At 41.4% G+C, this 26,596-nt stretch carries 28 protein-coding genes; 14 read left to right on the top strand and 14 right to left on the bottom strand.

Annotation, left to right across the window (positions count from 1 at the left end; translation table 11 throughout):
• Window positions 1-10 precede the first annotated feature (10 nt).
• Both ACLOAU_RS00980 and lpdA read right to left on the bottom strand, forming a co-directional pair.
• A complete protein-coding gene (locus ACLOAU_RS00980) occupies window positions 11-850 on the bottom strand; it encodes an alpha/beta hydrolase (RefSeq protein WP_427859951.1) in 840 nt (279 codons plus the stop codon).
• A 124-nt stretch (window positions 851-974) separates the two neighbouring features.
• Window positions 975-2,378, bottom strand: a complete 1,404-nt coding sequence (gene lpdA, locus ACLOAU_RS00985) for a dihydrolipoyl dehydrogenase (RefSeq protein WP_427859952.1) — start codon at window positions 2,376-2,378, stop codon at window positions 975-977.
• A gap of 350 nt (window positions 2,379-2,728) precedes the next feature.
• Here lpdA and ACLOAU_RS00990 point away from each other — a divergent pair, with 350 nt between their 5' ends.
• The gene (locus ACLOAU_RS00990) at window positions 2,729-3,679 is read left to right on the top strand and encodes a bifunctional helix-turn-helix transcriptional regulator/GNAT family N-acetyltransferase (RefSeq protein WP_427859953.1); all 951 of its coding nucleotides are present in this window, start codon (window positions 2,729-2,731) and stop codon (window positions 3,677-3,679) included.
• A gap of 511 nt (window positions 3,680-4,190) precedes the next feature.
• On the opposite strand, the gene ACLOAU_RS00995 is transcribed toward ACLOAU_RS00990, so the two are convergent.
• Together ACLOAU_RS00995 and ACLOAU_RS01000 are read right to left on the bottom strand one after the other, a co-directional pair.
• On the bottom strand, window positions 4,191-5,060 hold the full coding sequence (locus tag ACLOAU_RS00995; protein ID WP_427859954.1) for a sugar phosphate isomerase/epimerase family protein: 870 nt from the start codon (window positions 5,058-5,060) through the stop codon (window positions 4,191-4,193).
• A 9-nt stretch (window positions 5,061-5,069) separates the two neighbouring features.
• On the bottom strand, window positions 5,070-5,579 hold the full coding sequence (locus ACLOAU_RS01000) for a DinB family protein (RefSeq protein ID WP_427859955.1): 510 nt from the start codon (window positions 5,577-5,579) through the stop codon (window positions 5,070-5,072).
• 185 nt (window positions 5,580-5,764) lie between these two features.
• Between ACLOAU_RS01000 and rpmB the strand changes: the two genes are divergently transcribed.
• From rpmB to ftsY, 4 genes are all read left to right on the top strand, one after another.
• The gene (rpmB, locus tag ACLOAU_RS01005; protein ID WP_114789674.1) at window positions 5,765-6,001 is read left to right on the top strand and encodes a 50S ribosomal protein L28; all 237 of its coding nucleotides are present in this window, start codon (window positions 5,765-5,767) and stop codon (window positions 5,999-6,001) included.
• A 20-nt stretch (window positions 6,002-6,021) separates the two neighbouring features.
• The gene (gene rpmG, locus ACLOAU_RS01010) at window positions 6,022-6,210 is read left to right on the top strand and encodes a 50S ribosomal protein L33 (protein WP_114788943.1); all 189 of its coding nucleotides are present in this window, start codon (window positions 6,022-6,024) and stop codon (window positions 6,208-6,210) included.
• A gap of 84 nt (window positions 6,211-6,294) precedes the next feature.
• Complete coding sequence (locus ACLOAU_RS01015) at window positions 6,295-6,468, top strand: DUF4295 domain-containing protein (protein ID WP_018628658.1); 174 nt, start codon at window positions 6,295-6,297, stop codon at window positions 6,466-6,468.
• 150 nt (window positions 6,469-6,618) lie between these two features.
• On the top strand, window positions 6,619-7,584 hold the full coding sequence (ftsY, locus tag ACLOAU_RS01020; RefSeq protein ID WP_427859956.1) for a signal recognition particle-docking protein FtsY: 966 nt from the start codon (window positions 6,619-6,621) through the stop codon (window positions 7,582-7,584).
• Window positions 7,585-7,692: 108 nt separating this feature from the next.
• On the opposite strand, the gene ACLOAU_RS01025 is transcribed toward ftsY, so the two are convergent.
• The 4 genes from ACLOAU_RS01025 to ACLOAU_RS01040 all read right to left on the bottom strand — a co-directional run bounded on the left by ACLOAU_RS01025 (window position 7,693) and on the right by ACLOAU_RS01040 (window position 11,423).
• On the bottom strand, window positions 7,693-8,913 hold the full coding sequence (locus ACLOAU_RS01025) for an MFS transporter (RefSeq protein ID WP_427859958.1): 1,221 nt from the start codon (window positions 8,911-8,913) through the stop codon (window positions 7,693-7,695).
• A 41-nt stretch (window positions 8,914-8,954) separates the two neighbouring features.
• Complete coding sequence (locus ACLOAU_RS01030; RefSeq protein WP_427859959.1) at window positions 8,955-9,608, bottom strand: FadR/GntR family transcriptional regulator; 654 nt, start codon at window positions 9,606-9,608, stop codon at window positions 8,955-8,957.
• An 80-nt stretch (window positions 9,609-9,688) separates the two neighbouring features.
• A complete protein-coding gene (locus ACLOAU_RS01035) occupies window positions 9,689-10,807 on the bottom strand; it encodes a hypothetical protein (RefSeq protein WP_427859960.1) in 1,119 nt (372 codons plus the stop codon).
• Window positions 10,800-11,423: an ABC transporter ATP-binding protein gene (locus ACLOAU_RS01040; protein WP_427859962.1), complete on the bottom strand. Its 624-nt coding sequence runs from the start codon at window positions 11,421-11,423 to the stop codon at window positions 10,800-10,802. Before ACLOAU_RS01040 ends, ACLOAU_RS01035 begins: the two co-directional genes overlap by 8 nt.
• A 108-nt stretch (window positions 11,424-11,531) precedes the next feature.
• On the opposite strand from ACLOAU_RS01040, the gene ACLOAU_RS01045 reads away from it, so the two are divergent.
• From ACLOAU_RS01045 to ACLOAU_RS01060, 4 genes are all read left to right on the top strand, one after another.
• Window positions 11,532-13,826, top strand: a complete 2,295-nt coding sequence (locus ACLOAU_RS01045; protein WP_427859963.1) for a glycoside hydrolase family 20 protein — start codon at window positions 11,532-11,534, stop codon at window positions 13,824-13,826.
• A gap of 137 nt (window positions 13,827-13,963) precedes the next feature.
• Window positions 13,964-15,274 (top strand): 30S ribosomal protein S12 methylthiotransferase RimO, encoded by a 1,311-nt coding sequence (gene rimO / locus ACLOAU_RS01050; protein WP_427859965.1) that lies wholly within the window; start codon window positions 13,964-13,966, stop codon window positions 15,272-15,274.
• Between the two features lie 143 nt (window positions 15,275-15,417).
• On the top strand, window positions 15,418-15,897 hold the full coding sequence (locus ACLOAU_RS01055) for a DinB family protein (RefSeq protein WP_427859966.1): 480 nt from the start codon (window positions 15,418-15,420) through the stop codon (window positions 15,895-15,897).
• A 239-nt stretch (window positions 15,898-16,136) separates the two neighbouring features.
• Window positions 16,137-16,514 carry a septal ring lytic transglycosylase RlpA family protein gene (locus ACLOAU_RS01060; protein ID WP_427859967.1) on the top strand — a complete coding sequence of 126 codons (378 nt, stop codon included), beginning with the start codon at window positions 16,137-16,139 and terminating at the stop codon, window positions 16,512-16,514.
• A 52-nt stretch (window positions 16,515-16,566) separates the two neighbouring features.
• Here the strand turns inward: ACLOAU_RS01060 and fbaA are convergent, their stop codons facing one another.
• The 3 genes from fbaA to ACLOAU_RS01075 form a co-directional block, all read right to left on the bottom strand.
• Complete coding sequence (fbaA, locus tag ACLOAU_RS01065; RefSeq protein WP_427859968.1) at window positions 16,567-17,637, bottom strand: class II fructose-bisphosphate aldolase; 1,071 nt, start codon at window positions 17,635-17,637, stop codon at window positions 16,567-16,569.
• Window positions 17,638-17,738: 101 nt separating this feature from the next.
• Entirely contained in the window at window positions 17,739-18,452 is a 714-nt protein-coding gene (locus ACLOAU_RS01070) for a DUF4919 domain-containing protein (RefSeq protein ID WP_427859969.1), read from the bottom strand.
• 12 nt (window positions 18,453-18,464) lie between these two features.
• Window positions 18,465-19,559 (bottom strand): hypothetical protein, encoded by a 1,095-nt coding sequence (locus ACLOAU_RS01075; RefSeq protein WP_427859970.1) that lies wholly within the window; start codon window positions 19,557-19,559, stop codon window positions 18,465-18,467.
• Window positions 19,560-19,676: 117 nt separating this feature from the next.
• Between ACLOAU_RS01075 and ACLOAU_RS01080 the strand changes: the two genes are divergently transcribed.
• Together ACLOAU_RS01080 and ACLOAU_RS01085 are read left to right on the top strand one after the other, a co-directional pair.
• Complete coding sequence (locus tag ACLOAU_RS01080) at window positions 19,677-20,435, top strand: lysophospholipid acyltransferase family protein (RefSeq protein WP_427859971.1); 759 nt, start codon at window positions 19,677-19,679, stop codon at window positions 20,433-20,435.
• 24 nt (window positions 20,436-20,459) lie between these two features.
• Complete coding sequence (locus ACLOAU_RS01085; protein ID WP_427859972.1) at window positions 20,460-21,173, top strand: hypothetical protein; 714 nt, start codon at window positions 20,460-20,462, stop codon at window positions 21,171-21,173.
• Here the strand turns inward: ACLOAU_RS01085 and folP are convergent.
• Window positions 21,157-21,933 carry a dihydropteroate synthase gene (gene folP, locus ACLOAU_RS01090; protein ID WP_427859973.1) on the bottom strand — a complete coding sequence of 259 codons (777 nt, stop codon included), beginning with the start codon at window positions 21,931-21,933 and terminating at the stop codon, window positions 21,157-21,159. The two genes, ACLOAU_RS01085 and folP, sit on opposite strands and share 17 nt — an antisense overlap.
• Before the next feature lie 219 nt (window positions 21,934-22,152).
• Between folP and ACLOAU_RS01095 the strand changes: the two genes are divergently transcribed.
• From ACLOAU_RS01095 to ACLOAU_RS01105, 3 genes are read left to right on the top strand one after another with little or no spacing between them, the layout of a single operon-like run.
• A complete protein-coding gene (locus ACLOAU_RS01095) occupies window positions 22,153-22,701 on the top strand; it encodes a DUF1599 domain-containing protein (protein ID WP_427859974.1) in 549 nt (182 codons plus the stop codon).
• Between the two features lie 5 nt (window positions 22,702-22,706).
• Complete coding sequence (locus tag ACLOAU_RS01100) at window positions 22,707-23,813, top strand: BT_3928 family protein (protein WP_427859975.1); 1,107 nt, start codon at window positions 22,707-22,709, stop codon at window positions 23,811-23,813.
• Between the two features lie 14 nt (window positions 23,814-23,827).
• Window positions 23,828-24,955 (top strand): ABC transporter permease, encoded by a 1,128-nt coding sequence (locus ACLOAU_RS01105; protein WP_427859976.1) that lies wholly within the window; start codon window positions 23,828-23,830, stop codon window positions 24,953-24,955.
• A gap of 173 nt (window positions 24,956-25,128) precedes the next feature.
• Here ACLOAU_RS01105 and ACLOAU_RS01110 read toward each other — a convergent pair whose 3' ends face one another.
• On the bottom strand, window positions 25,129-25,410 hold the full coding sequence (locus ACLOAU_RS01110; RefSeq protein ID WP_427859978.1) for a DciA family protein: 282 nt from the start codon (window positions 25,408-25,410) through the stop codon (window positions 25,129-25,131).
• Window positions 25,411-25,442: 32 nt separating this feature from the next.
• Window positions 25,443-26,525 (bottom strand): DNA replication/repair protein RecF, encoded by a 1,083-nt coding sequence (gene recF, locus ACLOAU_RS01115; protein ID WP_427859979.1) that lies wholly within the window; start codon window positions 26,523-26,525, stop codon window positions 25,443-25,445.
• Window positions 26,526-26,596 lie beyond the last annotated feature (71 nt).

Below are 26,596 nucleotides of genomic sequence, written 5' to 3' on the forward strand. Positions count from 1 at the left end.
TACGGGTTCATCAACCTAGCTGAATGGAATTCCGGCTTTTCATTTCATCAAAATAGCTTCTGAAAAATAAGAGTTGATATTTGATCGAATTTTTCCAGTAAGGCCAGGCATGCCCACCCGGCCGTTCGGTGTAGTCATGTGGAATTTTTAGGTCCAGCATTTTTTGATGCAGGGCTTTATTGGTTTCATAAAAAAAATCATCCACGCCACAATCAAAAATAATAGCGACCGAATCTTTTGGATACCGCTCGATAGCCTCAGATACAGTGTAATCTTTCCAGTCGAAACCAGCAGAGTCCGGGTTGCCGATGAGGTTTTGAATATTCCATTTTTGGGCAAATGGCCTTATGTCTACGCCACCGCTCATACTGCCGCAGGCTCCAAAAATGTCAGCATGTCGCAGCCCTAGAAACAGGCCGCCATGACCGCCCATACTTAGGCCCGTAATGGCTCTGCTATAGCGGTTTTTCTGCGTTTTGTAATGTGTATCAATATAAGCCGGAACCTCGGTGCTGATATGGGTTTCGTATCGTACGGCAGGGTTCACTTTGCTGTCAAAATACCAGCTATCGGGGCTTCCATCGGGACATACAATCATCAGCTGGTATTGATCTGCGTAAGCCTGTAGTTCAGGCACACGCATAATCCATGTGGCATATTTTCCAACGGCTCCATGTAGCAGGTATACAACTGGAAAATGATCGGCCTGCGCATAGCTTTGGGGTTTGATCACCACACAGGCTGCGCTTTTCTTCATCGCATTGCTGTATATGTTAACCGTATCAACAATAGCAGCTTTTGAAAATAATGCTACATAGGATAATAACAGCAGGATAGCTACTTTTTTCATTATTGTTTTTTGATGAGTTATAGGAATGATCGGGTAACCCCGGCAGAACTGCTTAAAGATAAGAACAGGGCAGGCATAAAAAAACCTCCCCGGAGGGGGAGGCTTACTTATTAACCCAATTCTGTTATAAATGTATCGCTTCACCATAAGCTACTTCAATAGCATCTTTTACACTCTCACTGATAGTGGGGTGCGGATGAATAGCGTTTAATACTTCATGATAAGTTGTTTCCAGCTTGCGGCCTACTACTGTTTCAGAAATGATCTCTGTAACATTGTAACCAATCATGTGTGTACCTAACCATTCGCCGTATTTGGCATCGAAGATCACTTTCACAAAACCTTCCGCATGGCCTGCAGCGCTTGCTTTACCGCTGGCGCTTAACGGGAATTTACCCACTTTAATTTCGTAACCGGCTTCTTTTGCTTTTGCTTCTGTAAAACCAACACTGGCTATTTCGGGGTAGCAATAAGTACAACCTGGTACATTGTTGTAATCAATAGCTTCCGGTTGGTGCTTGTACTTGCCTTCAGCATGTGCAATAGCTTCAACACAAATGATAGCCTCTTTACTTGCTACGTGTGCGAGCGCCTGGCCAGGAACACAGTCTCCGATAGCGTAAACGCCTGCTACATTTGTTTTGTAGAATTTATCTACGTTGATTTTTCCTTTTTCAGTTTTAACACCTACAGTTTCTAAACCTATACCTTCAATATTGGCAGCAACGCCTACAGCGCTTAACACAACATCTGCTTCCAGTACTACTTCACCATTAGCTGTTTTTACTTTAGCTTTCACACCATTACCGCTGGTGTCTACCGAAGTTACTTCGCTGCTGGTTAAAATATCAATACCCTGTTTTTTGAGGTTTTTTTCCAGCTCTTTCGAAATGTCTTCATCTTCAACCGGTACAATTCGAGGTAGAAATTCAACCACAGTTACTTTAGAGCCGAGGCTGTTATAAAAATAACCGAATTCAATACCTATCGCACCACTACCTACAACAATAATACTTTTAGGCTGTTGAGGCAGCACCATTGCTTCACGGTATCCAATGATCTTCTTACCATCCTGTTTTAAAGCAGGTAATTCGCGGCTGCGGCCACCTGTAGCAATAATAATATGTTTCCCTTCTACAATCTGTGTTTTTCCATCAGCGCCCTTCACTTCAATCTGACCTTTGCCTTTCAGGGTTCCAAAGCCCATTACAACATCAATTTTATTTTTACGCATCAAAAACTGAACACCTTTGCTCATTTTATCTGCTACACCACGGCTACGTTTTACAATAGCTTCGAAATTGGGCTTACCCGTTGCTTCGATACCGAAATCCTGCGCGTGCTTAATATCATTGTATACCTGCGCGCTTTTCAATAAAGCTTTAGTAGGAATACAACCCCAGTTTAAGCAAATACCTCCCAGGCTTTCCTTTTCAATAATTGCGGTTTTTAAACCCAGTTGAGATGCCCTGATAGCCGCTACGTAACCGCCCGGACCGCTTCCCAACACTACTACATCGTATGCCATGTGTTATTAATTTTTATATTTAATTTGATAGTAAGAACAATTTTAAGGTACCGGCAGTTTAAAAAACCCTCCCTTTTGTTTAAGAACTCTTCAAAGGCACATTTTTAAACCTTTTTTGTCGGAAGCTTTATTTTCGAAAGATTGACAAGGTCCGAACGATGAGCATTAAACCCTGCGAATTTAGCTGAATTACAGTAAACGGCAAAGGGGCCGCCTGTGCTCTTCAACCCTGTATGCCTGGAAGAAAAAATTTTTTTCCTGCGCAATTGCCATAGCCAAACAAAAACAAGCATGCAGAAGGAAAAAAATCGTAAGTTTGCATAACTAGTTATGTAGTTTATTATATTGTTATGAATATATTTGATAAAACAGGTAAAATGGCTATTGGAAGCAGGTTACGCCTATTGACGGCGAAGATAACTGACGACGCTTCTAAGATATATGAGTTGTATAATGTTGATTTCTCACCTAAATGGTTTCCCGTTTTCTTCGTGTTATCGGAAGAAGGTGCAAAAACCATTACCGAAATCGCTGAGCTGATCGGGCATTCCCAGCCTTCAGTAACGAAAATTATTAAGGAAATGGCCCGGGCAGGGCTGGTTAAGGATAATCTGAAATCAAACGACAAGCGAAAGAACGTTGCCGGACTTACTGAAAAAGGAAAAAAGCTTGCAGAGCAAACGAAGGTGCAAAATGCTGATGTTGCAGAAGCTGTAGAAAACCTAATGATGGAAGCCAGCCATAATCTTTGGGAGGCTATTGCTGAATGGGAGTTTTTATTAGAACAGAAATCATTATTCAAAAGAGTACAGGAACAAAAGAAGCTGCGGGAAGGCAAGGAGGTGATCATTGTTCCCTACCAAGCGCAATACAAAGACGCATTTAAGGCCTTAAACGAGGAATGGATCTCCACCTACTTTGAAATGGAAGAGGCTGATTATAAAGCTTTGGATAATCCTGAAGAATACATATTAGATAGAGGGGGACAAATACTGGTAGCGCTTTACCAGGGGGAGCCGGTGGGCGTATGCGCCCTGATAAAAATGAATGGTTCGGATTATGATTTTGAAATGGCTAAAATGGCAGTATCGCCGAAGGCACAGGGGAAAAGTATTGGTTGGTTATTGGGGCAGGCTGTTATAAGCACTGCCCGTAAATCAGGCGCTTCAACAATTTACCTGGAAAGTAATACCATGCTGAAGCCCGCTATCAACCTGTATTATAAAATGGGATTTAAAAAAGTGGCGGGGTTGCCTACGCCATATAAGCGTTGTAATATTCAAATGGTACTTGATTTGTAAACAGAGGTCTTTTATAAAGTGATGGTATATGTATAGCGCGTGCAGACACGCGCGCCGGCCCCAATATCCAAATGGTTCCTGATTTGTAAATACGTAAATACTACATCAAAAAGGGGCTTGAATAGGAGCAGCCTGTTATAACACCGCCCGTAAATCGGGCGCTTCAGCTATTCACCCATACTAAAGCCGGCTATCAACCTGTATTATTAAAATGGGAATTAAAAAAGTGGCGGGATTGCTTATGCCATACAAGCATTGTGATATTCAAATGGTACCCTCTTTGTAAGAGGGTAAAAAAATTGCAAATACTTCGTGAAAGACAGAGGCTTTGAATAGCGCGTGCGGACACGCGCTCCGGCCTCAGTATCCAAATGGTACTTGATTTGTAAAATGGTAAAAATGCAAATATTTCATGAAAAAAGAGCGTCTTTGAATAGCAGGTGTGGGCACACGCTCCGGCTCCCGGCTTCTAACAGCATTCTATAATAAATGACACATAGTGTTGATTATTTTACAGGTTTTTGGAGTCCGGCTTTAGCGCCTTTTGCCATTGCTCCCTGATCGTTTTAGCGGCGATGGGTAGTTCCTTCTCCAGGTCAGTAAAGCGGCATTCGAGGGCAATCATTCCTTTATAACCTATTTGTTGAAATGCTTTGAAATAAGGCGTAAAGTCATCGCCCGATATACCGGGAGCAGAGCGTGTGGCCTTTTCTCCGATATCGCAGTGGTAAATTAAAGAGCCCCCTTCTGTGATTACGGATGCCGGCTCGTTTTCACGCATCATATGATAAATGTCCACGCATATTTTGTAATTGGGATGATTGACTGCCTTTGCCACATCAATACATTCTTTTACTGTATTTAAAAAATTACATTCTTCTTTATTCTGACTTTCGAGTGCCAGTACAATATTGTACCGGGCGGCCAATGGCGCCAGCTTTTTACCAACAGATACAAACTGTTTAAATGCAGAATCCCTGGAAAAACCTTCGGGGATCATGCGGGAAGCGCCGCTACCAAACACGATAACAGGAATGTTCTGGCTTTGTGCTCTTTCGAAAACAGTGGTAGCATAAGCTAATATTCTTTGTTCGTTTACTTCGGGCCCGGTTGTTTTAATAGAACCGGGAATAAAAACATTGGCAGCTAATACTTTGGCGCCGGATCTTCTTATTTTTTCTCCATTGTTGAAAATACTATCTGCCTGTAAGGGGTGCAACGCATCGGCTACTGTAGGCTGTAAAAATGCGTAGTTGTATTTTTTTACAACGGCGGCTTTATCCAGGTCGGCGCAAACACCCAGCAAGGGCATATCCTGTGCGAACATAAAAAGGGGAGAAGCCAGCAGGCAGGCAACAAAGCATGCAATCCTTTTTGTCATGATGTTTGTTTAGAGGTGGTATTTTTCTTTCAGAATGCGTTGATGGTGAAGCCAGTGACCTTCAATGATAAATCCCCAGCAAAAGGTTTTAATGGGTTGTCCATTAATGATGCCAACCCGTTCGAGGTCCGCTTGTAAAAAACCTTCAAACAAAAGCTGGGTGGTTCGTCTTACCAATATAAATTCTTCTATCAGGCGGGTAAGGCTTCTTTGGGTTACAACAACTGTTGCAGCGTAGTCGTTTTGCTCAAAGCCCGGAAGGGACTGTCGCTCACCGCGCGCATGCGATAGTGCCCGGTAGGCAAAAATGCGCTCGGTATCAATACAATGCTGTACAACTTCTTTTACCGTCCATTTACCTTCGGCATAGGCGAAGTCGGATAGGTTTTCAGGAATGGAGTGCAGGAAGTCGTCCAGGTTCTTCAATGATTGAGAAAGCAAATATTGTACATCAGCACCAGTAGTAAGGCTGATATATGTATCGTAAAAAACGGGGTAGTCTCCTGTTTGAGGACGCATTTTTTAGGTAAATATAAAAAGATACGGGGTTAAATAGCTGATCGGTTTACATACAATGCGTTCCATTCGAAGGCCTGTGCTATATTTGTAAAACCCTTCCGGAATAATAGTTAAAAAAAATCTATAAAAAATAGATTTGTTTCCCCCGGAAATACCTTACCTTTGCAATCCAAAAATTTTTTATTATGGCAAGAGTATGTCAGGTTACGGGTAAGACGCCGGTGAGTGGTCATAAAGTATCTCACTCTAATATTAAAACTAAGCGTAGATTCTTACCAAATTTACAGACTAAGAAGTTTTACCTGGTTGAGGAGGATAAATGGATCACGTTGAAATTGTCTACTGATGCTATCCGCACTATCAACAAAAACGGCCTCTACTCTGTAGTGAAACAACTGCGCGCGAAAGGCGAGAAAATCTAATTTTTTAAAAGCAACATACCATGGCAAAGAAAGCGAAAGGCAATAGAGTTCAGGTAATATTGGAGTGCACAGAGCACAAAACCAGCGGTCAGCCTGGTACAAGCCGTTATATTACCGTAAAAAATAAAAAGAACAATCCTGAAAGATTGGAGTTGAAAAAATTCAACCCGATTTTAAAGAAAGTGACTGTTCATAAAGAGATCAAGTAATTTAGTTGATAAGTTAACAGGTTAACTAGTTAACGCTACACCTTATCAACATATCAACATATTAACTTTTCAACTTAACACACAATGGCAAAAGCAGCTTCTAAAAACGCGAAGGTAAAAGACGCCAAAGCAGCAGCAGAAAGTAAGAACTGGACTAAAGTGATTCGTGCTATACGTAGCCCTAAAACAGGTGCTTATACTTTTAAAGAGCAGATTGTTCACAAAGAGAAGGTAAAAGACTTTTTAGCTCAAAAGTAATTTTGGCTTACAATAATATTTTAGCAAGGCTATTCGTAACTGCGGATGGCTTTTGTTGTTTTCGGTAACACGTTATTAAAGTTCTGCATTCAGTATTTCGAAAGGAGTGTTGTATATTGAATTTTAAATGGAAAACTTTAAACTTATAGTATGAGTTTCTTAAAAAAGCTGTTTGGGAAAAAGGAAAAAGAGTCGCTGGACCAGGGTTTGCAAAAAACCAAGGAAGGCTTTTTTAGTAAGATCACTAAAGCAATTGCCGGCAAGAGTACCGTAGATGAAGAAGTGCTGGACAACCTGGAGGAAGCGTTGGTGAGCGCTGATGTAGGCGTGGAAACTACCGTGCGTATTATTAAGAAGATTGAAGAAAGAGTAGCGCGCGATAAATACCTGAGCACATCTGAATTGAACAAGATGCTTCAGGAGGAGATCGAAAATATACTGGTGGATGCGCCCAGCGCAGATAGTTATACATTCGACAGCCCGATGCCTGCTAAACCGTATATTGTTTTAGTTGTGGGCGTAAACGGGGTAGGAAAAACCACTACTATTGGCAAACTGGCCCATAATTTTAAGAAAGCCGGCAAATCGGTATTGCTAGGTGCGGCAGATACGTTTCGCGCTGCTGCAGTTGACCAGTTAACGATCTGGAGTGAGAGGGTTGGAGTACCTATTGTAAAACAAGCCATGGGAAGCGATCCCGCAGCTGTTGCTTTTGATACAGCGCAAAGTGCGGTAAGCCGTCAAAGTGATGTGGTGCTGATTGATACTGCCGGCCGTTTGCATAATAAAGCACATTTGATGGATGAGCTTAATAAGATCAAGAGGGTGATCCAGAAGTTTATTCCGGAAGCTCCTCATGAAGTATTGCTGGTTTTGGACGGTTCTACCGGGCAGAACGCCTTAGAGCAGGCCAAACATTTTACGGCGGCTACAGATGTAACGGCAATGGCTATTACCAAACTGGATGGTACTGCTAAAGGAGGCGTAGTGCTGGCTATAGCAGATCAATTTAAAATACCGGTTAAATTTATAGGTGTAGGTGAAAAAGCCGAAGACCTGCTGGTGTTTGATAAACACGAGTTCGTGGATAGCTTGTTTAGTTTAAAAGAACAATAAGCAATATTTCTATATTAGTAAGTGGCTGTCTCGTTAAACGGACAGCCACTTTTTGTTGGAGCGCAGAAGGCACAATAAATACCTTCCATTGATAGCCGAATGATGCTGTTATTTAAATTTCCTTCCTTCGATATTGGGCAGAAAACCAGTTATAATTCCTATCAACGGTAAATAGGCACAAATAGAAAAAACATATTCTATACTGGTTTTATCAGCCAGCGAACCGAGCACTGCCGAGCCAATACCACCCATACCAAAAGCAAAGCCGAAGAACAAACCTGCCACCATCCCAACTTTTCCGGGGATCAGTTCTGTTGCATAAACCAATATGGCAGAGAACGCCGAAGATATGATCAGTCCGATCAGTACAGAAAGAATGACAGTTGCGGTGAGACCGACATGCGGTAGTAACAACGTGAAAGGTGCAGCGCCCAGTATCGATATCCAGATAATCAGCTTACGACCGTAGCGGTCACCCAATGGTCCGCCCAAAATAGTTCCGGCAGCTACCGAAGCCAGGAAGATAAAAAGATAAATCTGCGAATGTTGTACAGTTACATGAAACTTATCTATCAGGTAAAATGTAAAATAGCTGGTCATGGAAGCCATATAGAAGTACTTTGAAAAGATGAGTACAAGAAGAATAATGATAGATATAATTACCCTTTTTTTAGAGATAGCCCGATTTGCGCCCGGAGCGATTGACGCAGATTGCTTTTCAACCTTAGGTTGTATATTTTGCTGGTACCACTTTCCAACGAAGCTTAATACTGCAATCGCCAGCAATGCCAATATGCCAAACCAGCCTATGTATTTTTGTCCGAATGGAATTACGATCAGCGCTGCGAGTAGGGGGCCGGCAGCACTTCCTGCGTTGCCGCCCACCTGAAAAATAGATTGGGCCAAACCTTTTTTACCACCTGAGGCCAGGTGTGCTACTCTTGAGGCTTCCGGATGAAATACAGAAGACCCCATCCCGATAAGACACACTGACGCGAGGATATAGTAGAAGTTGCTGGCAAAAGCTATAAACAATAACCCGATCATTGAAAAGGTCATGCCAATCACCAGCGATTTAGGATTAGGCTTTTTATCGGTATAAGAGCCCACAAAAGGTTGTAGTATAGAAGCCGTAAGCTGAAATACCAATGTGATAATACCAATTTGTGTAAAGTTCAAAGCATAATTGGTTTTAAGCAGCGGATAAACAGCTGGTATAACCGATTGAATGAGGTCGTTTAATAAGTGAGACAAGCTGATTGCAAAAAGAATGGGATAAACTGTTTGATTGGCTGTTAGTGTTGCTGTGGTTGAAGTTGTTGCTTTCATGATTTTAAACATCAGGTCATCTGATGACTTAGGTTAAAAAATTATAAATGTCCAATTATTTTTTTAGCAGAATCGAGTGCTTTTGTTTTATTGCCGCCTTCTATATGCTTTAGCAGCATTTCATGTTCTTTTTGAGAGTATATAAAAGGTTGCGTATCCGTGTAGGATTCTGAAAAAGACCTGGATACATGGGTTGATAGCGTTTTGTACAATTCAGTTAATATAGAGTTGCCGCAACTTTCGGCCACTGTTGTATGAAAGGCAATATCTGCTTTTATACAGGCGGCCAGGTCGCCTGCTGTTGCAAATATAGCCCGCTCTTTCAGGTGTTTGCGCATAGCAGCTAAATGCCGTTGTGTTCTGTTATTAACAGCTTTTTCAATAATCTGCATTTCGATGAGTTGTCTTACTTCGAAGATGGCTGCAAATCCCGCTTTCTCTATCTTGTCATCGAGGCCATGGTTGCCCGACGTACTGATTACAAAACTCCCGATGCCTTGTTTTACCTGTACAAACCCCGACTGCGCCAGATATCGAGTCGCTTCACGAATAGTGGACCGCCCCACTGAAAAGCTTTTCATCAGTTCGGGTTCTGTGGGCAGCTTTGCGTCCACCGGGAAAAGTCCTTTTTGAATCTTTTCCTTAATAGCGTCTGCTACTTCCTGTGCCAGGGATTTACGTTGAATCGGTTCCATTATTTAATCATCATATCATCAGATGACTTCAAAGGTAGCATTCTTTTTATATCCGGCAGTACTTTTTTGTTATCATTTCATTACTCCAGTTTTTCTATAGCGGCTTTTTTCTCAAAATTCCTGAACGACGTACAAAAAACAATACATACGCCAGCCGCGGCAATAACGGGTAACAACCATTTGTTTTCAGTAAAGCTTAAGAAGAAAAAGAGTATCCATACCAGGAATACCAATGACAGGTAGCCGTCCATTTTAAAATCATCTGTATATAACAGAACATGTAATAAAGAGAGAATGGCGGGGCCAGCAATGAGCATGCAGCTATATTCGTATACCTGGTGATGTTGTAGCGCAAGGGCTCTTAAAGCCCAGAACTCGGGCAACAGCAATACCAGGTAACAGAGAAAAAGAGCCGTTAATATATGAAATGGCCGCAGTGGCAAAGACCGGTAAAAGGATAATTTATTTTCTAAAAAGTAAAAAGTTTTGTAAATAATGACACAATGCCCCGCAAGACAAAGTGTATAAATGAGCCATAACATGCGACCTTCAAAAACGGAAGCATCCGTAATGACAAAAAAATACAGGCAACAAAAACCAAGTAGCTTGAGAATTAATAATGCCCAAAATTGTTCATAGAAGATATAACGCAACATAAATTGCCAAAGCCTTGGCGGAAAGGTGATAATACCGGGTAATGAAATCTCTTTCAATAAGGCAGGTTTACTCGTGAGTCTGTCAAAAGAAAGCGTAACTATTACCAGGAGGAACAATAAAAAAATAGCCGGGGCTATTATATTCAACCATTGTTGTTGCCATATACAAACGGTTGCAATGCACAAAGTATATAGTATAACAGGGAGTAATAGTATTAACGCTGTGAAATAAAAATGACGAACCCGTTTATTAAAAGGAATGCCGTTAATGACCTGTAAAAACAGGTATTCGCTTTTGAGGATCCTGCCGGCGTAAAAAGAAATACATTTAAAAGAGTACAATAAACATAATAATATAAATACGCTGAAAGCGGTTGGGTTATACGCGATACTTTGGATGATATAATAATGGGTATCCAGTGCCTGCTTAAAGTTGGGTTGTATACCAAACAGCACAAAAAACAAAAAGTAAATGGCGCCCGCTATTTGTTTATAGAAAGGGGTGACGACAGACCGGTATAGTATGTGAGAGATGCTATTCAAGTTTTAGTGTTTTATGGTGAATACCGTAAATAGATTTAAAGGAAATTGCATCGACCGGAATGTCATGGTGAGAGGTAATGATAAAACCTTTGTCTGTACTGTTTTGTATGAGTTGCTGTAGCGAAAGTTGTGTTGCTGCATCCAGGGTAGTAAAAGGTTCATCGAGGAAGATCCATTCGCTGATGCCCAGGAAAGCCAGCAATAAAGAGAGTTTCTTCAACATGCCACTTGAATAGCTTCCACAAGGATTGCCCAGGTAGTTATCAATATTGAGCGTAGACTTAAGATCTGCGACCTGAGACCGGTTACCACCTTTCGTGTGCATATAATATTGAACCAGTTCCTCGCCTTTTAAAAATGAAGGATAAGCAGGTTCGGCAGGTGCATAACTAATGGCCGCTCTGTATGCTACGGGATTTTTTTGTAGAGAGATATTCCCATTCAGCAATACATCACCTTTAAATGGAGTAATGCCGGCAATGGCTTTCAAGAAGGTTGACTTCCCGCTTCCATTAGCACCCTTTATCCAGTAGCTTGCTTTGGGAAAATGAATGTCTGCCATATTCAACACTTCGTAATTGCCGTAAGATTTAATTAAAGACCGTATAAGCAGCATTTCGACACTTTATATGTAAATATACGATCAGGGGCCACTTTTTAAAAGAAAATAAGGCAGCTTTTAAGCCGGTAACTTCCTTGTATATTTATCCCCAAATAAAATGGTATGAAGAAAAGCTTACTGATCTTTTTTCTTTTGATAACTACTTATTTATTTGGCCAGCAGGCACTCAACCTGATCCCTAAGCCGGTTTCTTTGGAAAAGGGAACCGGGACCTTCATTATAGATCAATCTACGGTGTTACTATATAATTCAGCTGATCAAGAATTACAATCCGCTGCAGTTTTTCTAAAGGCTCATATTAAAAGGGTTTCGGGTATCGATTTAAAAGCAGGTGCAAACGGCAGCCGGAAAATTGAATTGGTTATTGCCCCTTTAGAAACAATTGGAAGAGAGGGGTACCTGCTTGATATTAAGCCTGTTTCTATTACAATGAAAGCTAATACAAAGGCCGGGATTATATATGGCATTCAGACTTTGTTGCAGACCCTGCCTGCTATTCGTACCAATGCTCCTTTACAGGTACCTTGTATGAAAATAACGGATTATCCACGATTTCAGTGGAGGGGAATGCACCTGGATGTCAGCCGCCATTTTTTCGGTCCTGAGTTGGTAAAAGAGTATATAGACCTGTTGGCTTCTTATAAAATGAACCGTTTTCACTGGCACCTGGTAGATGACCAGGGTTGGCGTATTGAAATAAAAAAATATCCCGATTTTACTAAAACAGGTGCGTGGAGGGTAGATCAAAATAACCTGGTATGGGGTGTGCGTCCGCAGGCAAAGCCCGGAGAGGCCGCCACTTATGGCGGCTATTATACACAGGAGCAGGTAAAAGACATTATTAGCTATGCTGCAGAAAGAAATGTAATGGTGGTTCCTGAAATTGAAATGCCTGGTCATGTGGCTTCAGCAATAGCCTCTTACTCCTGGCTGAGTTGTGCACAACAACCTCAGTTATCACTTACCGGAGGAAACTATAACGGGATCTCATCCAATTACTGTGCGGGCAACGACTCTGTGTTTCATTTCCTGGAGGACGTATTGCGGGAAGTGACCAACCTGTTTCCGTCGCCTTATATTCATATTGGCGGAGATGAGGTAGATAAGACTCCCTGGAAAAACTGTGCACGCTGCCAGGCACGGATCAAAAAAGAAGGACTAAAAAATGAAGAAGAATTACAAAGCTATTTTATTAAGCGTATCGGCAAATTTATAAACAGCCAACACAAGAAAATGATTGGTTGGGATGAAATACTGGAAGGCGGCCTGGCTGAGGATGCAACGGTCATGAGCTGGAGAGGAGAGGCAGGTGGAATAAAGGCTGCAAAGATGAAGCATGATGTGATTATGACTCCTGATTACCCCTTGTATTTTGATCATTACCAGGCGGGGCCTGAAGGAGAACCATTGGCTTTTGGCGGTATGAACAGCCTGAAGAACGTATATAATTACGAACCGGTTTCTAAAGAATTGACCGAAGCAGAAAGTAAATTTGTTTTAGGCGCACAGGCCAACCTGTGGACTGAATTCATTACAAAGCCGGAGGGGATCGAATACATGGTTTTACCCCGTATGCCGGCGTTGGCCGAAGCAGTCTGGACTCCTAAAGAAGGCCGCAGCTTATCATCATTTATGAGCAGGATACCCCATCATTATAAACGATATGAACAGCTGGGACTTCGTTACAGCGCTGGTAATTTTGCCGTAGCTATTAATCCTGTAATCAAGGATGGGAAGTTGTTTGTTGAATTGTCTAATGAAATTCCCGGAAGTACCATTGTTTATACTTCAGATGGCAATGAACCTGTTGTGGGTTCAGCTGCTTATACTCAACCTTTGCTGATCGAGGCTTCGATGGTATTAAAAGCATCTACGGTGACCGATCAGCAGGTAAGAAATGTACAGGCCTCCAAACAGTCTTTTGTAATACACAAGGGAGTTGGAAAAAGCATTACTTACGTTCATCAGCCTTCGAAATTCTACCCCGCAAATGGTCCTAATTCATTGTTGGACGGAATTAAAGGAACTGCGGCCCCGGGAAAGTATTGGCATGGCTTCAGCGGAGATGATCTCATTGCCACCGTTGATTTAGGTGCAACGGTGAGCCTGCACCGAATTTCTTTGGGTTGCCTGCAATCTTACCGAAGCTGGATTTTTCTGCCCCAGTGGGTAAGGTTTGAAGTATCTGTTGATGGTGAACATTTTACGGAAATTAAAACAGTAAACACACCTTTTGATATTCACGATAATTACCTTCAGTATGATTTTAAAGTATCGCTGGGTAATACATCCGCAAGGTTTATCAGGGTTACGGCGAAAAATAATAACTGTCCTCCCGATCATCCGGGAGCAGGAGCTCCGGGGTGGATATTTGCTGACGAACTGATGATAGACTAATGACGATGTCGGAACTTAATGAGCGGGTAAAATATCGTTGATAATGAGCGAACTGCGATATTGATCGGGACCAACCGGGCGATTGGCCAGCGAGTCTGATAAATGATGTACCTTTGCATTCCTTAAAAAAACAGATATTGAAAGTAAGAACGCTAAAAAAGGATAAAGTCAACATCATTACGCTGGGTTGTAGCAAAAACATGGTGGATAGCGAGGTGCTGAGCGGTCAGCTGCTGGCTAATGATATTGATGTAGTGCATGAGAATACGAAGCGGGATCATAATATAGTGGTAGTTAATACTTGTGGATTTATAGATAAAGCCAAAGAGGAAAGCATCAATACAATTCTGGAGCAGGTGGAGCTGAAAAAACGCGGCCGCCTTGATAAAGTGTATGTAACCGGATGCCTGAGCGAACGTTACAAAAATAACCTGGAAGAAGAGATCCCGGAAGTAGATGCCTTTTTCGGTACTATGGAACTGCCTTCTATCTTAAAACAATTTGAAGCAGACTATAAAACAGAATTAGTAGGGGAGCGCCTGTTGGCCACTCCCAAACATTATGCTTACCTGAAAATTTCTGAAGGATGTAACCGTACCTGTACATTTTGCGCCATTCCGTTAATGCGTGGTAAACATATCAGCAAACCAATTGACGAGCTGGTGATGGAGGCCGAAAAGCTGGTGCGTATGGGGGTGAAAGAAGTGATGCTGATTGCGCAGGAGCTAACCTATTATGGACTGGATATTTACAAAAAAAGAATGTTGTCTGAATTGTTACATCGCCTGGCAGATGTGAAGGGGCTGGAGTGGATCAGGCTGCATTATGCTTATCCGACTAAATTTCCGTTGGAGATACTCGATGTAATGCGCGAACGCGATAATATTTGTAATTACCTCGACATACCATTGCAACATGCGTCTGACCGTATGCTGGATGCGATGAAACGGCAGATCAAACAAGCAGAGATGGATGAGTTGATTGCGACCATAAGGGAAAAAGTTCCGGGTATTTGTTTGCGCACTACCTTAATAGCAGGCTTCCCGGGTGAAACGCAGGAAGATATTAACGAATTAAAATCTTTCCTTGATAAACACCGCTTTGATAGGGTAGGCGTATTTACTTATTCGCATGAAGAAAATACGGGCGCCTACCAGTTTGAAGATGATGTACCACAGGAAGAAAAAGAGCGCAGGGCCCAGGAAGTGATGGAGCATCAGCAAGAAATCTCTTACGAATTGAACCAGGAAAAAATAGGCAGGGTTTTCAAAACCATCATCGATAAAAAAGAAGCCGGTCGTTATATTGGCCGTACTGAATTTGATAGTGTTGAAGTAGATAATGAAGTAATCATTACCAGCGAGCAGAGATTAAAGATCGGTGAGTTTTACAACGTGAGGATTGAAAAGGCATATGATTATGATTTGGAAGGAGTGGTAGTGCCGTGATAGGAAGAAGGGGTAGAAAATAGTGAATAGGGAGTAGGAATTAACAGGAGTCAAATTTTAAGAATCAGGTTTAAATGCAACAAATAAAAGACGTGTATACCACGTCTTTTTTCTTTGCGTACTTTGCATAAAATAATATAAGTATGGAAAGAAATGTTTTCTTCGCCAACCGGCTCAGAGAAGTTTATTTAGACGGCCGATGGATTGCCAATACCAATTATAAAGACCAGTTGCTATCAGTAAACCGGGAGCAGGCTGTTCAAAAAATAGGCGACTTAAATACCATCGCTGCGTTAACCTATCATATTAACTATTACCTGGAGGGTATCCTGAATGTTTTTAATGGCGGACGACTGGAGATAAGCGATCAGTATAGTTTTGATCTACCCCCAATTGAAACCGATGCTGATTGGGAAAGCCTGGTACAATCACTCCTGGATCATGCAGGAAAATTTGCCGATGCAGTGGCTACAATGGATGACCAACTGTTTGACCAGGTATTTGTAGACAAAAAATACGACACTTACCTTAGGAATATACAAGGTGTTTTGGAGCATAGTTATTATCATTTGGGGCAAATTGTGCTGATCAGGAAACTTATTTCAGTGTCTTCAGTTTTCTAAGATTTAGGGTTAAAAATGCTTCATAAAATAGCGTAGCTTCCTGTTTTGTTAGATCGTCATATTGATTTTCAATTGTTTATGATAATTTTAAGCCAGATTGTCACCCATATTGGCAGGCTGTAAGCGCGTTTCGTCCTACCTTTGCAACCGTATTTTGCATGTTAGTAAAATAACGTTATAAGGGCGTTGTAAAATAAAATTTGTTTTTCAGCGTTTATTGTTTAACTAAAATATCTCACATGAAGAAATGGTTAGTTCTGTTTTTTGCTTTTATTTTCAGTTATGCTAAAAGCTTCGCTCAAAGTACTTCGCAAAAAGCATCGTATTATCACAGTAAGTTCAATGGTCGTAAAACCGCAACAGGTGATATATACAGAGACTATCTTTTGACAGCAGCATCTAATATCTACAAATTAGGTACACGTTTATTGGTTACTAATAAAAAGACCGGAGAAAGTGTACAGGTTGTAGTGAACGACAGGATGGCCCCACATGTAAAGGGGAGGGTAGATTTAAGCAAATCTGCTTTTCAGAAAATTGCCCATGCAGGCAATGGTTTGGTTCCTGTAGAAGTTAAAATATTAGAAGGCAAAAAAGATGACAATAATTCTTTATAAGAATTACTTAAATGTTTAATAAAAAACCCCGCATTGCGGGGTTTTTTATTGCTTATGCATTTTTACCGATACAGTTCAGATCTTCAAAAGCAACTTCAAGACGTTTAACAAAAGTCTCTTCACCTTTGCGTAACCATACGCGCGGATCGTAGTATTTTTTGTTAGGCTTGTCGTCACCTTCAGGGTTACCTAACTGGCCTTGCAGGTATGCTTCGTTCTTTTTGTAATAGTCAAAAACACCTTCAGCAAACGCCCACTGCATATCAGTATCCAGGTTCATTTTAATAGCACCATAACCAATTGCTTCACGAATCTGGCTTTGCTCAGAACCGCTACCACCATGGAACACAAAATAAACTGGTTTGTTGCTGCTTGTTTTAAACTTCTCTGCGATGTACTTCTGGCTGTTGTCTAAAATCACAGGCGTTAACTGTACGTTACCTGGTTTGTAAACGCCATGTACATTACCAAAAGCTGCTGCTACGGTAAACATATTGCTCACCGTGCTCAGTTGTTCGTAAGCGTAAGCTACTTCTTCCGGCTGTGTATATAATTTAGAGTTGTCAACATCAGTATTATCAACACCATCTTCTTCACCACCAGTTACGCCTAGCTCAATTTCAATACTCATACCTAATGGATCCATACGTTTGAAGAACTCCAGGGAAGTAGCGATATTTTCTTCAATAGGCTCTTCACTCAAATCCAACATGTGAGAGCTGAACAGCGGCTGTCCTTTCTCTTTATAAAATTTTTCTCCTTCGTCAATCAAAGCGCTAATCCACGGTAACCATTTTTTAGCAGCATGGTCTGTATGTAAAACCACAGGTACGCCGTAGTATTTGGCTACCGTATGTACATGAAGCGCACCACTTACAGCACCGTAAATATTAGCTTCAAGATTTTTATTAGGCATGCCTTTTCCGGCAAAAAATTGTGCGCCGCCATTGCTGAACTGGATCATTACCGGCGAGTTTACTTTCGCAGCGGTTTCCAATACTGCATTTACGCTATCCGTTCCTACCACATTTACTGCAGGCAGGGCAAAATTATTGTCTTTAGCATCGTTGTAAAGAGCTTCAAGCTCCTTGCCGTGTAATACTCCGGCTGTGTACTTGGCCATTTTGTTCTTATTGTTTTTATTAATAATATATACCTTAAAGCAGGCTCGCTAAGATAATAATAATATGTGATACATACACGAAGGGGGATAAATTCTAGGTGCTAATAGCCCGGATTGGGCGCCCTTAGCACTTCTACAAATAAGCTGCTCTCTTTGTCTTCTGATTGCCCGTTTTTATCTTCTATAAACCCCCATCGGGGACTGTAATATTTTTTTACTATAGTCCAATGGTCGATATTGGAATTATTCCGGCTTTCCGATCTCCTTGATTTGCCATTTAATTTAAGCATAGCCATAATGGTATATTCATCCTCCACGCTGGTAACTTTTAAAGTGGTAGCATCTGTATTTCCATGTCCTTTAGACAGAATAGCATTTGATAGTAATTGTAATTTAGCTTTGGTTAAGTTAATTTCCGCCTCCCTTTTAGTTTCGATATAAGCTGCCATCAACATTACCAGCAGCTTTAAATCAACCGGGTTTATTTTTGCCAATCGTTCTCCTTCAATGATCGCTTCGTCAAACTTTTTTTGCAGCATTAGCTCATTAAATGTCTTTTTTGCGGCGACCCTTTGAAATTGATCAGGTCCCTTCTGGAAAAGTTTTGCATAGTAAATAATCGCACCCTCGTTTGCATAAAGGTATTGTGGCGTTTCATTAAATTTTTTCAACAGCGCTTGATAACCCTCTGGTGAAGTTGTGTCCTGAACCGCTTTTCTCAAGGCTGCGGTATTGAATTCGGTTGAGTTTTGTGCGAATGAATATAGTACAGCAGTAATGACGAAGGTTAGCGTAAGAATGTGTTTTTGATACATAATAGTGTTTCTTTAATTGATCCGCTTTACCAGGCTCCTGGTTTTTTCCTGTATCAGTTTCAGGTTACCGCGAAGCATATATTTTAAATGAAGCTTCAATATTTGCCCCATTGATTTGCACCTGCTAAAAGCCGGTGTTTTGAAATGCTCATTTAACTGGTCGATCAGCAATTGTTGTTTTTCGGGAGGGGCTACTGTGTCCCGCGACATGATGTTTAATAGTTCCATCAGTCTGAACCTTGTTACAGCCACGCGGTAGGCCATAGCTGACCACTCTTCCGCCTTGTACTGTTCAATGGACTCTGTATTTAGCTGGCTGATTACCGTAGTTACGAATGCATTGTTTTCTTTAAAAAACTGGGGCATATAAAGATTTTTCCTACCCTCATAAGATTGCTGATCAAAATCGATAGCCCTGATACGATATTGGTAACTTTCAATGTCAGGTGTAGCCACTACTACAAAGTTATAGGCCCGCATATCTCCCAGCAAACGTACAAAGCAGCGCTCATTAAATTTAACAAACTCTTTTGCAAGCCGGGTTTTATTTGTTTCACTTCTATCCAGGTATTGTTCCAGGAAAACATCTCCCGGCAGCCCTGGAATATGTTCTTCCACCAGTGTGCCTCTGTCTGTATAAAAAGTAAGCCGGTTAGGAGATAGAAAATGCTCCAGTTCCAGGCCGTAAATCCGGGAGGCATCGGTGATCTTAATATAATAGTGGTCAAAATTGGAGTTGAACTTATTAACGATCCTGATGCGAAAGGGGAGCGAATTGCCAAATGAACAATAGTCAATCCTGGCCACATCCAGCTGGTCGGCAAAGCTCATGTCGCCCTCGGTTCGCAGTATTGCATAGATCTTTACCAGTCCCTCGCGCAGGTAGTCCCAGTCTCTTTTGTCATATATAGCTTTTTCCCAGTAGGTACTGTTGCCCTGTTCATCTTTTATAGGTATCGACCAGGTGAAATTTAGCAAATCAGTATGCGATACAGGCAGGCTTACTTCTCTTCCCTGGCGCACCAGGTAGCTGGCCAGTTCATTGTTAACCGGGTAAAGAATCTTTTTCTTGGATGGCCGGTTATTAAGTATCTCCAAATCATTCATAACCACAAATTAGGAAAGCAATATGATAAAAACTTAATTTTTATTATAGGACTATGTATAAAAAAAATGCTGTTAATGAATAATTAATTAGTTTAAACCGTTATTTTGCCAGCGCTAATGGGAAAGTTTACAGATAGATTAAAGAGTACGAGCCTGGTAAAAAAGCTGGTACACCTACTGGTAGGGATATGCACTTATCCCGGGATCGCTATTATAAACAAGTTGCGTATTCACGGCTCAGATAAAGTAAAGGCTTTGCCTAAGACCAATGTGCTGTTTGTTTGTAATCATCAAACCTATTTCCTGGATGTGATTACCATGTTCCATATTTTTTCGGCTATTAAATGGGGTAAAAGAGAACGACTCGGTTTTCCTTCCTATATGTTGAATCCTTTTACCCGGGTTAATTATGTAGCAGCCGAGCAAACTATGAAAAGCAGCTGGATGAGCCGGTTGTTTTTACTGGCGGGCGGGCTCACGGTACGCCGTACCTGGAATGAGAGCAGCAAAGAGCAACGGGCGGGCCTGGATCCCAGCGATACCCGTAAGATAGAAAGGTCACTTAAAAATAACTGGATCATTACCTTCCCCCAGGGAACTACCACACCTTATGCACCTGCAAGAAAGGGAACCGCGCTTATTATTAAACATCATAAACCTATTGTAATACCGGTTGTGATTAATGGTTTTTCTAAAGCATTTAATAAAACAGGGGTAACGCTTCGTAAAAAAGGAACCCTGCTTACGGTGACTTTTAAAGAGCCCCTTGAAATAGATTATGACGCTTCGGCACAGGAAATAACCGAGCAATTGATGGATGCAATTGAGCAAAGCAAAAAATTTATGCCTGAGGTATTGACGGCTGATCGTCACTAGAGGGCCTATGCTTCCTATATCGTTATGAAATATTTTTTTCTTTTTTTTCTTGCATGTTTGATAGCTGCGCCATCGGAAGCCCAGCTTGGTTCGTATAAAAAAGAACTTCACAATTATATTCCCAAAGGGTGGGTGCTGGATACAGCACTAAAAGGCGATTTGAATAAAGATCAGCAAGCAGATGTGGTGTTGGTTTTGAGGAATACAGATCCGTCAAATTTAAAAAAGAATGATGGTTTGGGTATGGGTCAACTGGATCTGAATCCACGCAGGCTACTTATACTTTTTAAAACAGGAACCGGTTATACAAAGGAACTGGCTTCTGATGTTTTTCTTCCTTCTATAAATGATGAGGAAAGTACCTGTTTGGAAGACCCCTTTTCTGAAGGCGGGATAGAAATATCCAAGGGTTTATTGAAGATCCGTTTACACTATTGGTTAAGTTGCGGTAGTTGGTATGTAACCGACTATGATTATATTTTCCGTTATCAGAATAAAAAATTTGAATTGATTGGTCTTGATGTATCGTCTTTCCATCGGGCATCTGGAGAGTCTTCTATTACCAGCTATAATTTTTCTACGCGCAAAAAACAAACGATTACCGGTATGAATGAGTTTGAAGAAACTAAAGTTAAACCGGTTGAAAAATGGGAAAAGATAAAGAATTTACGCCTGCTGAACCTGGCAGAAATGACCGGCGAAACAGCGATTGAAGAAATTGTTAACAAGGATCTATAGCGCTTGTAAGCCGAATGGCCTCCGCTGCCTGCTTTACATCATGTACTCTCAAAATATCAGCGCCATTGATCAGCCCTATTGTATTTAGAACAGTAGTTCCGTTAAGTGCCTCTTCCGCATCAGTGCCCAGGGTGCGGTAAATAAATCCTTTCCGGCTTACACCCAGGAGTACCGGGAGACCTGGCATTTTAAAGAGTCCCAGGTTGTTTAGCAATGTGAAGTTGTGGGTGGCGGTTTTTCCGAAGCCAAAGCCCGGATCAATGATAATGTCTTTTATTCCCTTACTTTTTAATAAAGCGATTTTTTGAATTAAAAAATCAAGAACCTCCCTGCATACATTTTCATACTGAGGATGATTTTGCATGGTTTGCGGAGTGCCCTGCATATGCATTAAAATATAGGGCACATTTAGTGAAGCTACCGTATCGATCAGTTCTTCATCAAGGCTGCCGGCGCTGATGTCGTTTATAATGGATGCGCCTGCCTGCACAGCCTCCTTTGCCACTTTTGCATAAAACGTGTCAACAGAAATGATCGTTTCAGGAAAAATTTTGTGTATAGATGCTATAGCGGGTATCACACGGGCTAACTCCTCGTCTGCCGATATGACTTCACTGCCCGGTCGGGTGCTTTGCCCGCCTATATCCAGTATAGCCGCGCCATCTGCGATCATTTGCTGCGCTCTGAGCAATAACTCGCCGTCGGCAGTATAGCGATTACCGCTGTAAAAAGAATCTTCGTTGATGTTCAGTATACCCATAACAATGGGTTTATTGATAGTGAGTAACTTGCCTTTACAATTAAGTGTGAACATCAATATTTGTTTTGCTATTTTTGTCGGAATTGCTTCTTTAGAAGCTAAGGTAGGGATTGGTTGAAAAGTTGACAAGTTTATTGGTTGAAAAGTTAACTGTTAGCGCTTCGCAACCGGCAGGCTTTTAACTTACTTACCAGGTGCCCGCTCCATCAAATACATTACATGATAAAAACAAACGAACAATATGATGCGGTGATCGCATCCTGTCAAAACGTTTTCTTCAAAAAAAATAAAGATTACGGAACAGCCTGGCGTGTGCTGCGCACGATCTCCATTGTTGACCAGATCTATATTAAGGCGCAACGTATCAGAACCATCCAAGAAAAAAAACAGCAACTGATTGCTGACGATATTGCGGGTGAGTTTTTAGGGATGATCAATTATTCCGTTATAGGATTAATACAGCTGGAATTACCTGCGGATGCACCCTGGGATTTGCCGGAAGATCAGGTAGTGGAAGCTTATAAAAAACATATAGCAGCTACCAAAGAGTTGATGCAAAGCAAAAATCATGATTACGGGGAAGCCTGGCGCAGCATGAGCCAGGAGGGGCTTACAGACCTGATATTGATGAAACTGTTTCGTATACGACAAATCATTAATAATGATGGTAAGACATTGATCAGTGAGGGCATTGATGCCAATTATCACGATATTATTAACTATTCGGTGTTCGCATTGATACTTGACAGCGAAGCCGGACATAAATAAATACCATGAAGGTAATTGTAAATGTTGCCCGTGTTATAGTGGGTATTCTCTTTATTTTCTCAGGCCTGGTAAAGGCCAATGATCCTATAGGGCTTAGTTATAAAATGCAGGAATTTTTCCTGGTTTGGGGTACCAGTTTTTTGGATGGAATTTCCCTCGCACTTTCAGTTATTATGATCGCTTTTGAGATCATCGCCGGAGTTGCCTTACTGTTGGGTTGGCGCATTAAAACCGTAAGCTGGCTGTTGTTATTGCTGATCGTTTTCTTTACCTTCTTAACGGGCTATGCACACTTGTCTGGTAAGTTTAAAAACTGCGGTTGTTTTGGCGATTGTATTCCTATCACCGCGCAAACTTCTTTTATCAAGGATATTATTTTACTGGTGCTAATACTGCTGATCTTTTTTAATACAAAATATATTAAGCCGGTATTTGCAAGGGGAGCAACCACCATCTTGTTGCTGCTGGCAACGGTATTCAGCTTTGCAGCACAGTGGTATACGCTAAAATACCTGCCTGTGGCAGATTGTTTACCTTTTAAAAAGGGAAATAATATACCTCAGCAAATGCAAATGCCTGCGAATGCTATACCCGATAGCACCATCATCACATTTGTATATGAAAAGGCTGGTAAGAAGGTTGAGTTTACAGCCGAAACATTCCCCGAAGATTTTGATGATAGTACTTATAAATTTGTTGATCGTTATGATAAAGTGATCAGGCCCGGGGTTAACAACGAACCACCCATTAAGGCCTTTGGCCTCACTGCACCAGATGGAAAAGATATAACACAGGAAATTCTTAATGCTGGAAAAGTAGTATTGCTATTTGTTGAAGGCGCCGAAACACCGCTGGAAAAATGGCAGGAAGGATTTGCCCGGATTGTAGCCGATGCGCAGAAAAAGAATGTGCCTGTATATATAGTAAGCAGTGCGGCCGCGCGTTTAAAGCCGGCCATTGATAAAACGGCCTTTAATGCGGTAGAGATTTTAAGCGGTGACAATACTATGATTCGGACAGCCGCGCGTACTAATCCTACCGTTTATGTGTTGAGCAAAGGAACGATCGAAGGTAAATGGAGTTATAAAAACTTTGATAAAGTAAGTTTGTAAGTATATGTTGTCGGGTGTTTGATGTGCGATTTGACGATGAAGATATTATCGTACACCATACATCGTATATTGTACACCATAATCATACATCTCCCATGGTGCAATACCTTATTAAAAAGATCCTTTACAGTATACTGGTTTTAGCCGGTGTGGTAGTATTGGTATTCTTTTTATTCCAGGGTTTTGGAGATCCGGCGCGCCTGGTGATGGGGCAGACAGGGGATGCCAAAACACAGGAGAACATCCGGAAAGAACTATACCTGGATCAACCCAAGTGGAAGCAGTTCCTGTTATATGTAAATGACGTGTCACCGATAGCCATTCACTCAAAGGAAGAGATCAGTGCCAAACAACTCAAGGGTGTTTTTATAGGAGGCGAGCGTAAGCTGTGCATAAAACTTCCATACCTAAGAAGATCTTATCAAAGCAAACGGGAAGTAGGCTCTATATTGATGCAGGCCTTACCCGGAACCATTATGCTTACCATTGCTGCAATGGCTATTGCGGTAGTAATAGGTATTCCACTGGGTGTGGTAGCAGCGGTTAAACAAAATACCTGGCTCGATACCAGTGCTATCTTTTCGAGTATAATCGGCATTTCCGCGCCTTCCTTTTTTATGGGAATCGTCATTGCTTATCTTTTCGGCTTTGTATGGACTAAATATACAGGGCTGCAGATTAGTGGTAACTGGTTTGATATAGATGAAGTGACTGGTGAACGCATTTTCAGCTTTAAAAATTTATTGCTTCCCGCTATTACATTGGGTATCCGTCCGATGGCAATAATTACACAGCTTACCCGTAGTGCCATGCTGGATGTACTGGATCAGGACTATATAAGAACTGCTTATGCCAAAGGTTTAAGCAAATGGATAGTAGTGTGGAGGCATGCTTTAAAAAATGCATTGAACCCCGTTATTACAGCTATCACCGGTTGGTTTGCTGAGTTATTGGCCGGAGCTTTTTTTGTTGAGTATATATTCGGCTGGCAGGGTATAGGTAAAGTAACTGTAGATGCTTTGGAAAAACTGGACTACCCGGTTGTAATGGGCTCGGTGTTAATATCTGCTACTTTTTTTGTATTGATGAATATTATTGCTGATTTGCTGTATGGTGTGTTTGATCCGAGGGTGAGGAAATAGGGATAGTAAATAGTGAATGGGAAATAGGGGGGTGGTAGATAGCTGGTGGGTGATGAGATTTAATGTTCAATATTCAAAGTTCAACCGTACGCCGTGCAACTTACATCGTACACACTATACCGGCGGAATACGATGGTTGTCTTACATCCAGCATCCAGTATCCAGCATCCAACCTACTTCACAATCACTTCTTTGATCACTTTTCCACCCAGTGCTTCATTTACCCGCTCAATGATCTTGGATCGCTGATAAACTAACTCATGTCTAAGAGGTGCTACTGAGGTATAAACAAATAACTTATCCCCGATAATCTGTAATTTGTCTGTGTAACGGGCTACTGTTTTACCCATGATGTTCTCCCATATAGCATCGATCTCTAATGCCTGTATATCGCCGCGAATACGACTTTTCTTTAAAAACTCTTTTAATGCTTCGCCTAAAGAATACTCGCCCATACTTTAAATTTTAATCAAACGCTTCAACCAGCTTACAAAGATATCAAATCAAAGTCGGCATTTAAAGTTTCGAGGTGTTTTATTAAACGTTCGTGATTGGTGTCGGTGATAAAAACCTGGCCGTCATTTTCCATGCAAACTTTCTGTAACAGGTTGCTGATGCGTTCTTCATCCAGCTTTTCGAAAACATCGTCCAGCAATAGAAAAGGAGTTACTTTTTTCTCTTGTGTAATAACCTGCAGCTCTGTTAGTTTCAAGGCAAAAAGCAGGCTTTTACGCTGCCCCTGGGAAGCTATATTCTTAAAGGGCTGTTGATTAAGCTGCAGGATGATATCATCGCGGTGTACACCAGCGGTGGTACGCTGTAGCATGCGATCCTTACTCTGGGTAGCCGATAATAGTTCTTCAAAAGAGGTTTCCAGTAACCGGCTATCGTACAGTATCGATAAGTTTTCTTCCTTTTGCGCGATCTCGGTGTACAATCTTTTTACTTTGGGTAAAAATGAAACCAGGAACTGGCTTCTTTGCTCAAAAATATAGTTGCCGGGTACAATCAATTGTTCCGTTAATATCTGCAGTAGTGCTTCATCCAGCCGGCCGGTTTCGGCTGCTGATTTAAGAAGGGAGTTGCGTTGCTGTAAAATCCTATTATATTGAATAAGCTTCTGTAAGTATTCAGGATTGAGCTGCGATAACAGGGAATCAAGAAAACCACGTCTCTCTTCGCTGCCTCCTGTAATTAATACAGCGTCATCAGGGGCAATTACCACACAAGGGTAACGGCCAATATGTTGTGAAAACTTTTCGTAGGCATTACCATTAATGAGGAACTCTTTTTTATTATTTTCTCTCAGGATGCAGGTTGCTGTTTCTTCAACATCATCCTTAGTTAACCGGCCTTCCAGCCTGAAGCCCTTTGAGCCCTGGTGTACATTAACAGTGTCAGTTGTACTAAAATAACTTTTGGTAAAGCAGAGATAGTGAATGGCGTCCAGGATATTAGTTTTACCCACACCGTTCTTCCCACAAATGCCAATTACGTTTTTACTGAAGTTAAAAACTTTGTTAGTATAGTTTTTAAACTGGAATAATGATATGGAATTCAGCCTCAGCATTTACACAAAAATAGGCTTTGGCTGGTACAAAATGCAAGTGCCCTGGCGATCATAACCAGTGGTGTTGCTTT

Origin of the sequence: Paraniabella aurantiaca, assembly GCF_050309965.1 — a bacterium.
GTDB lineage: Bacteria > Bacteroidota > Bacteroidia > Chitinophagales > Chitinophagaceae > Niabella.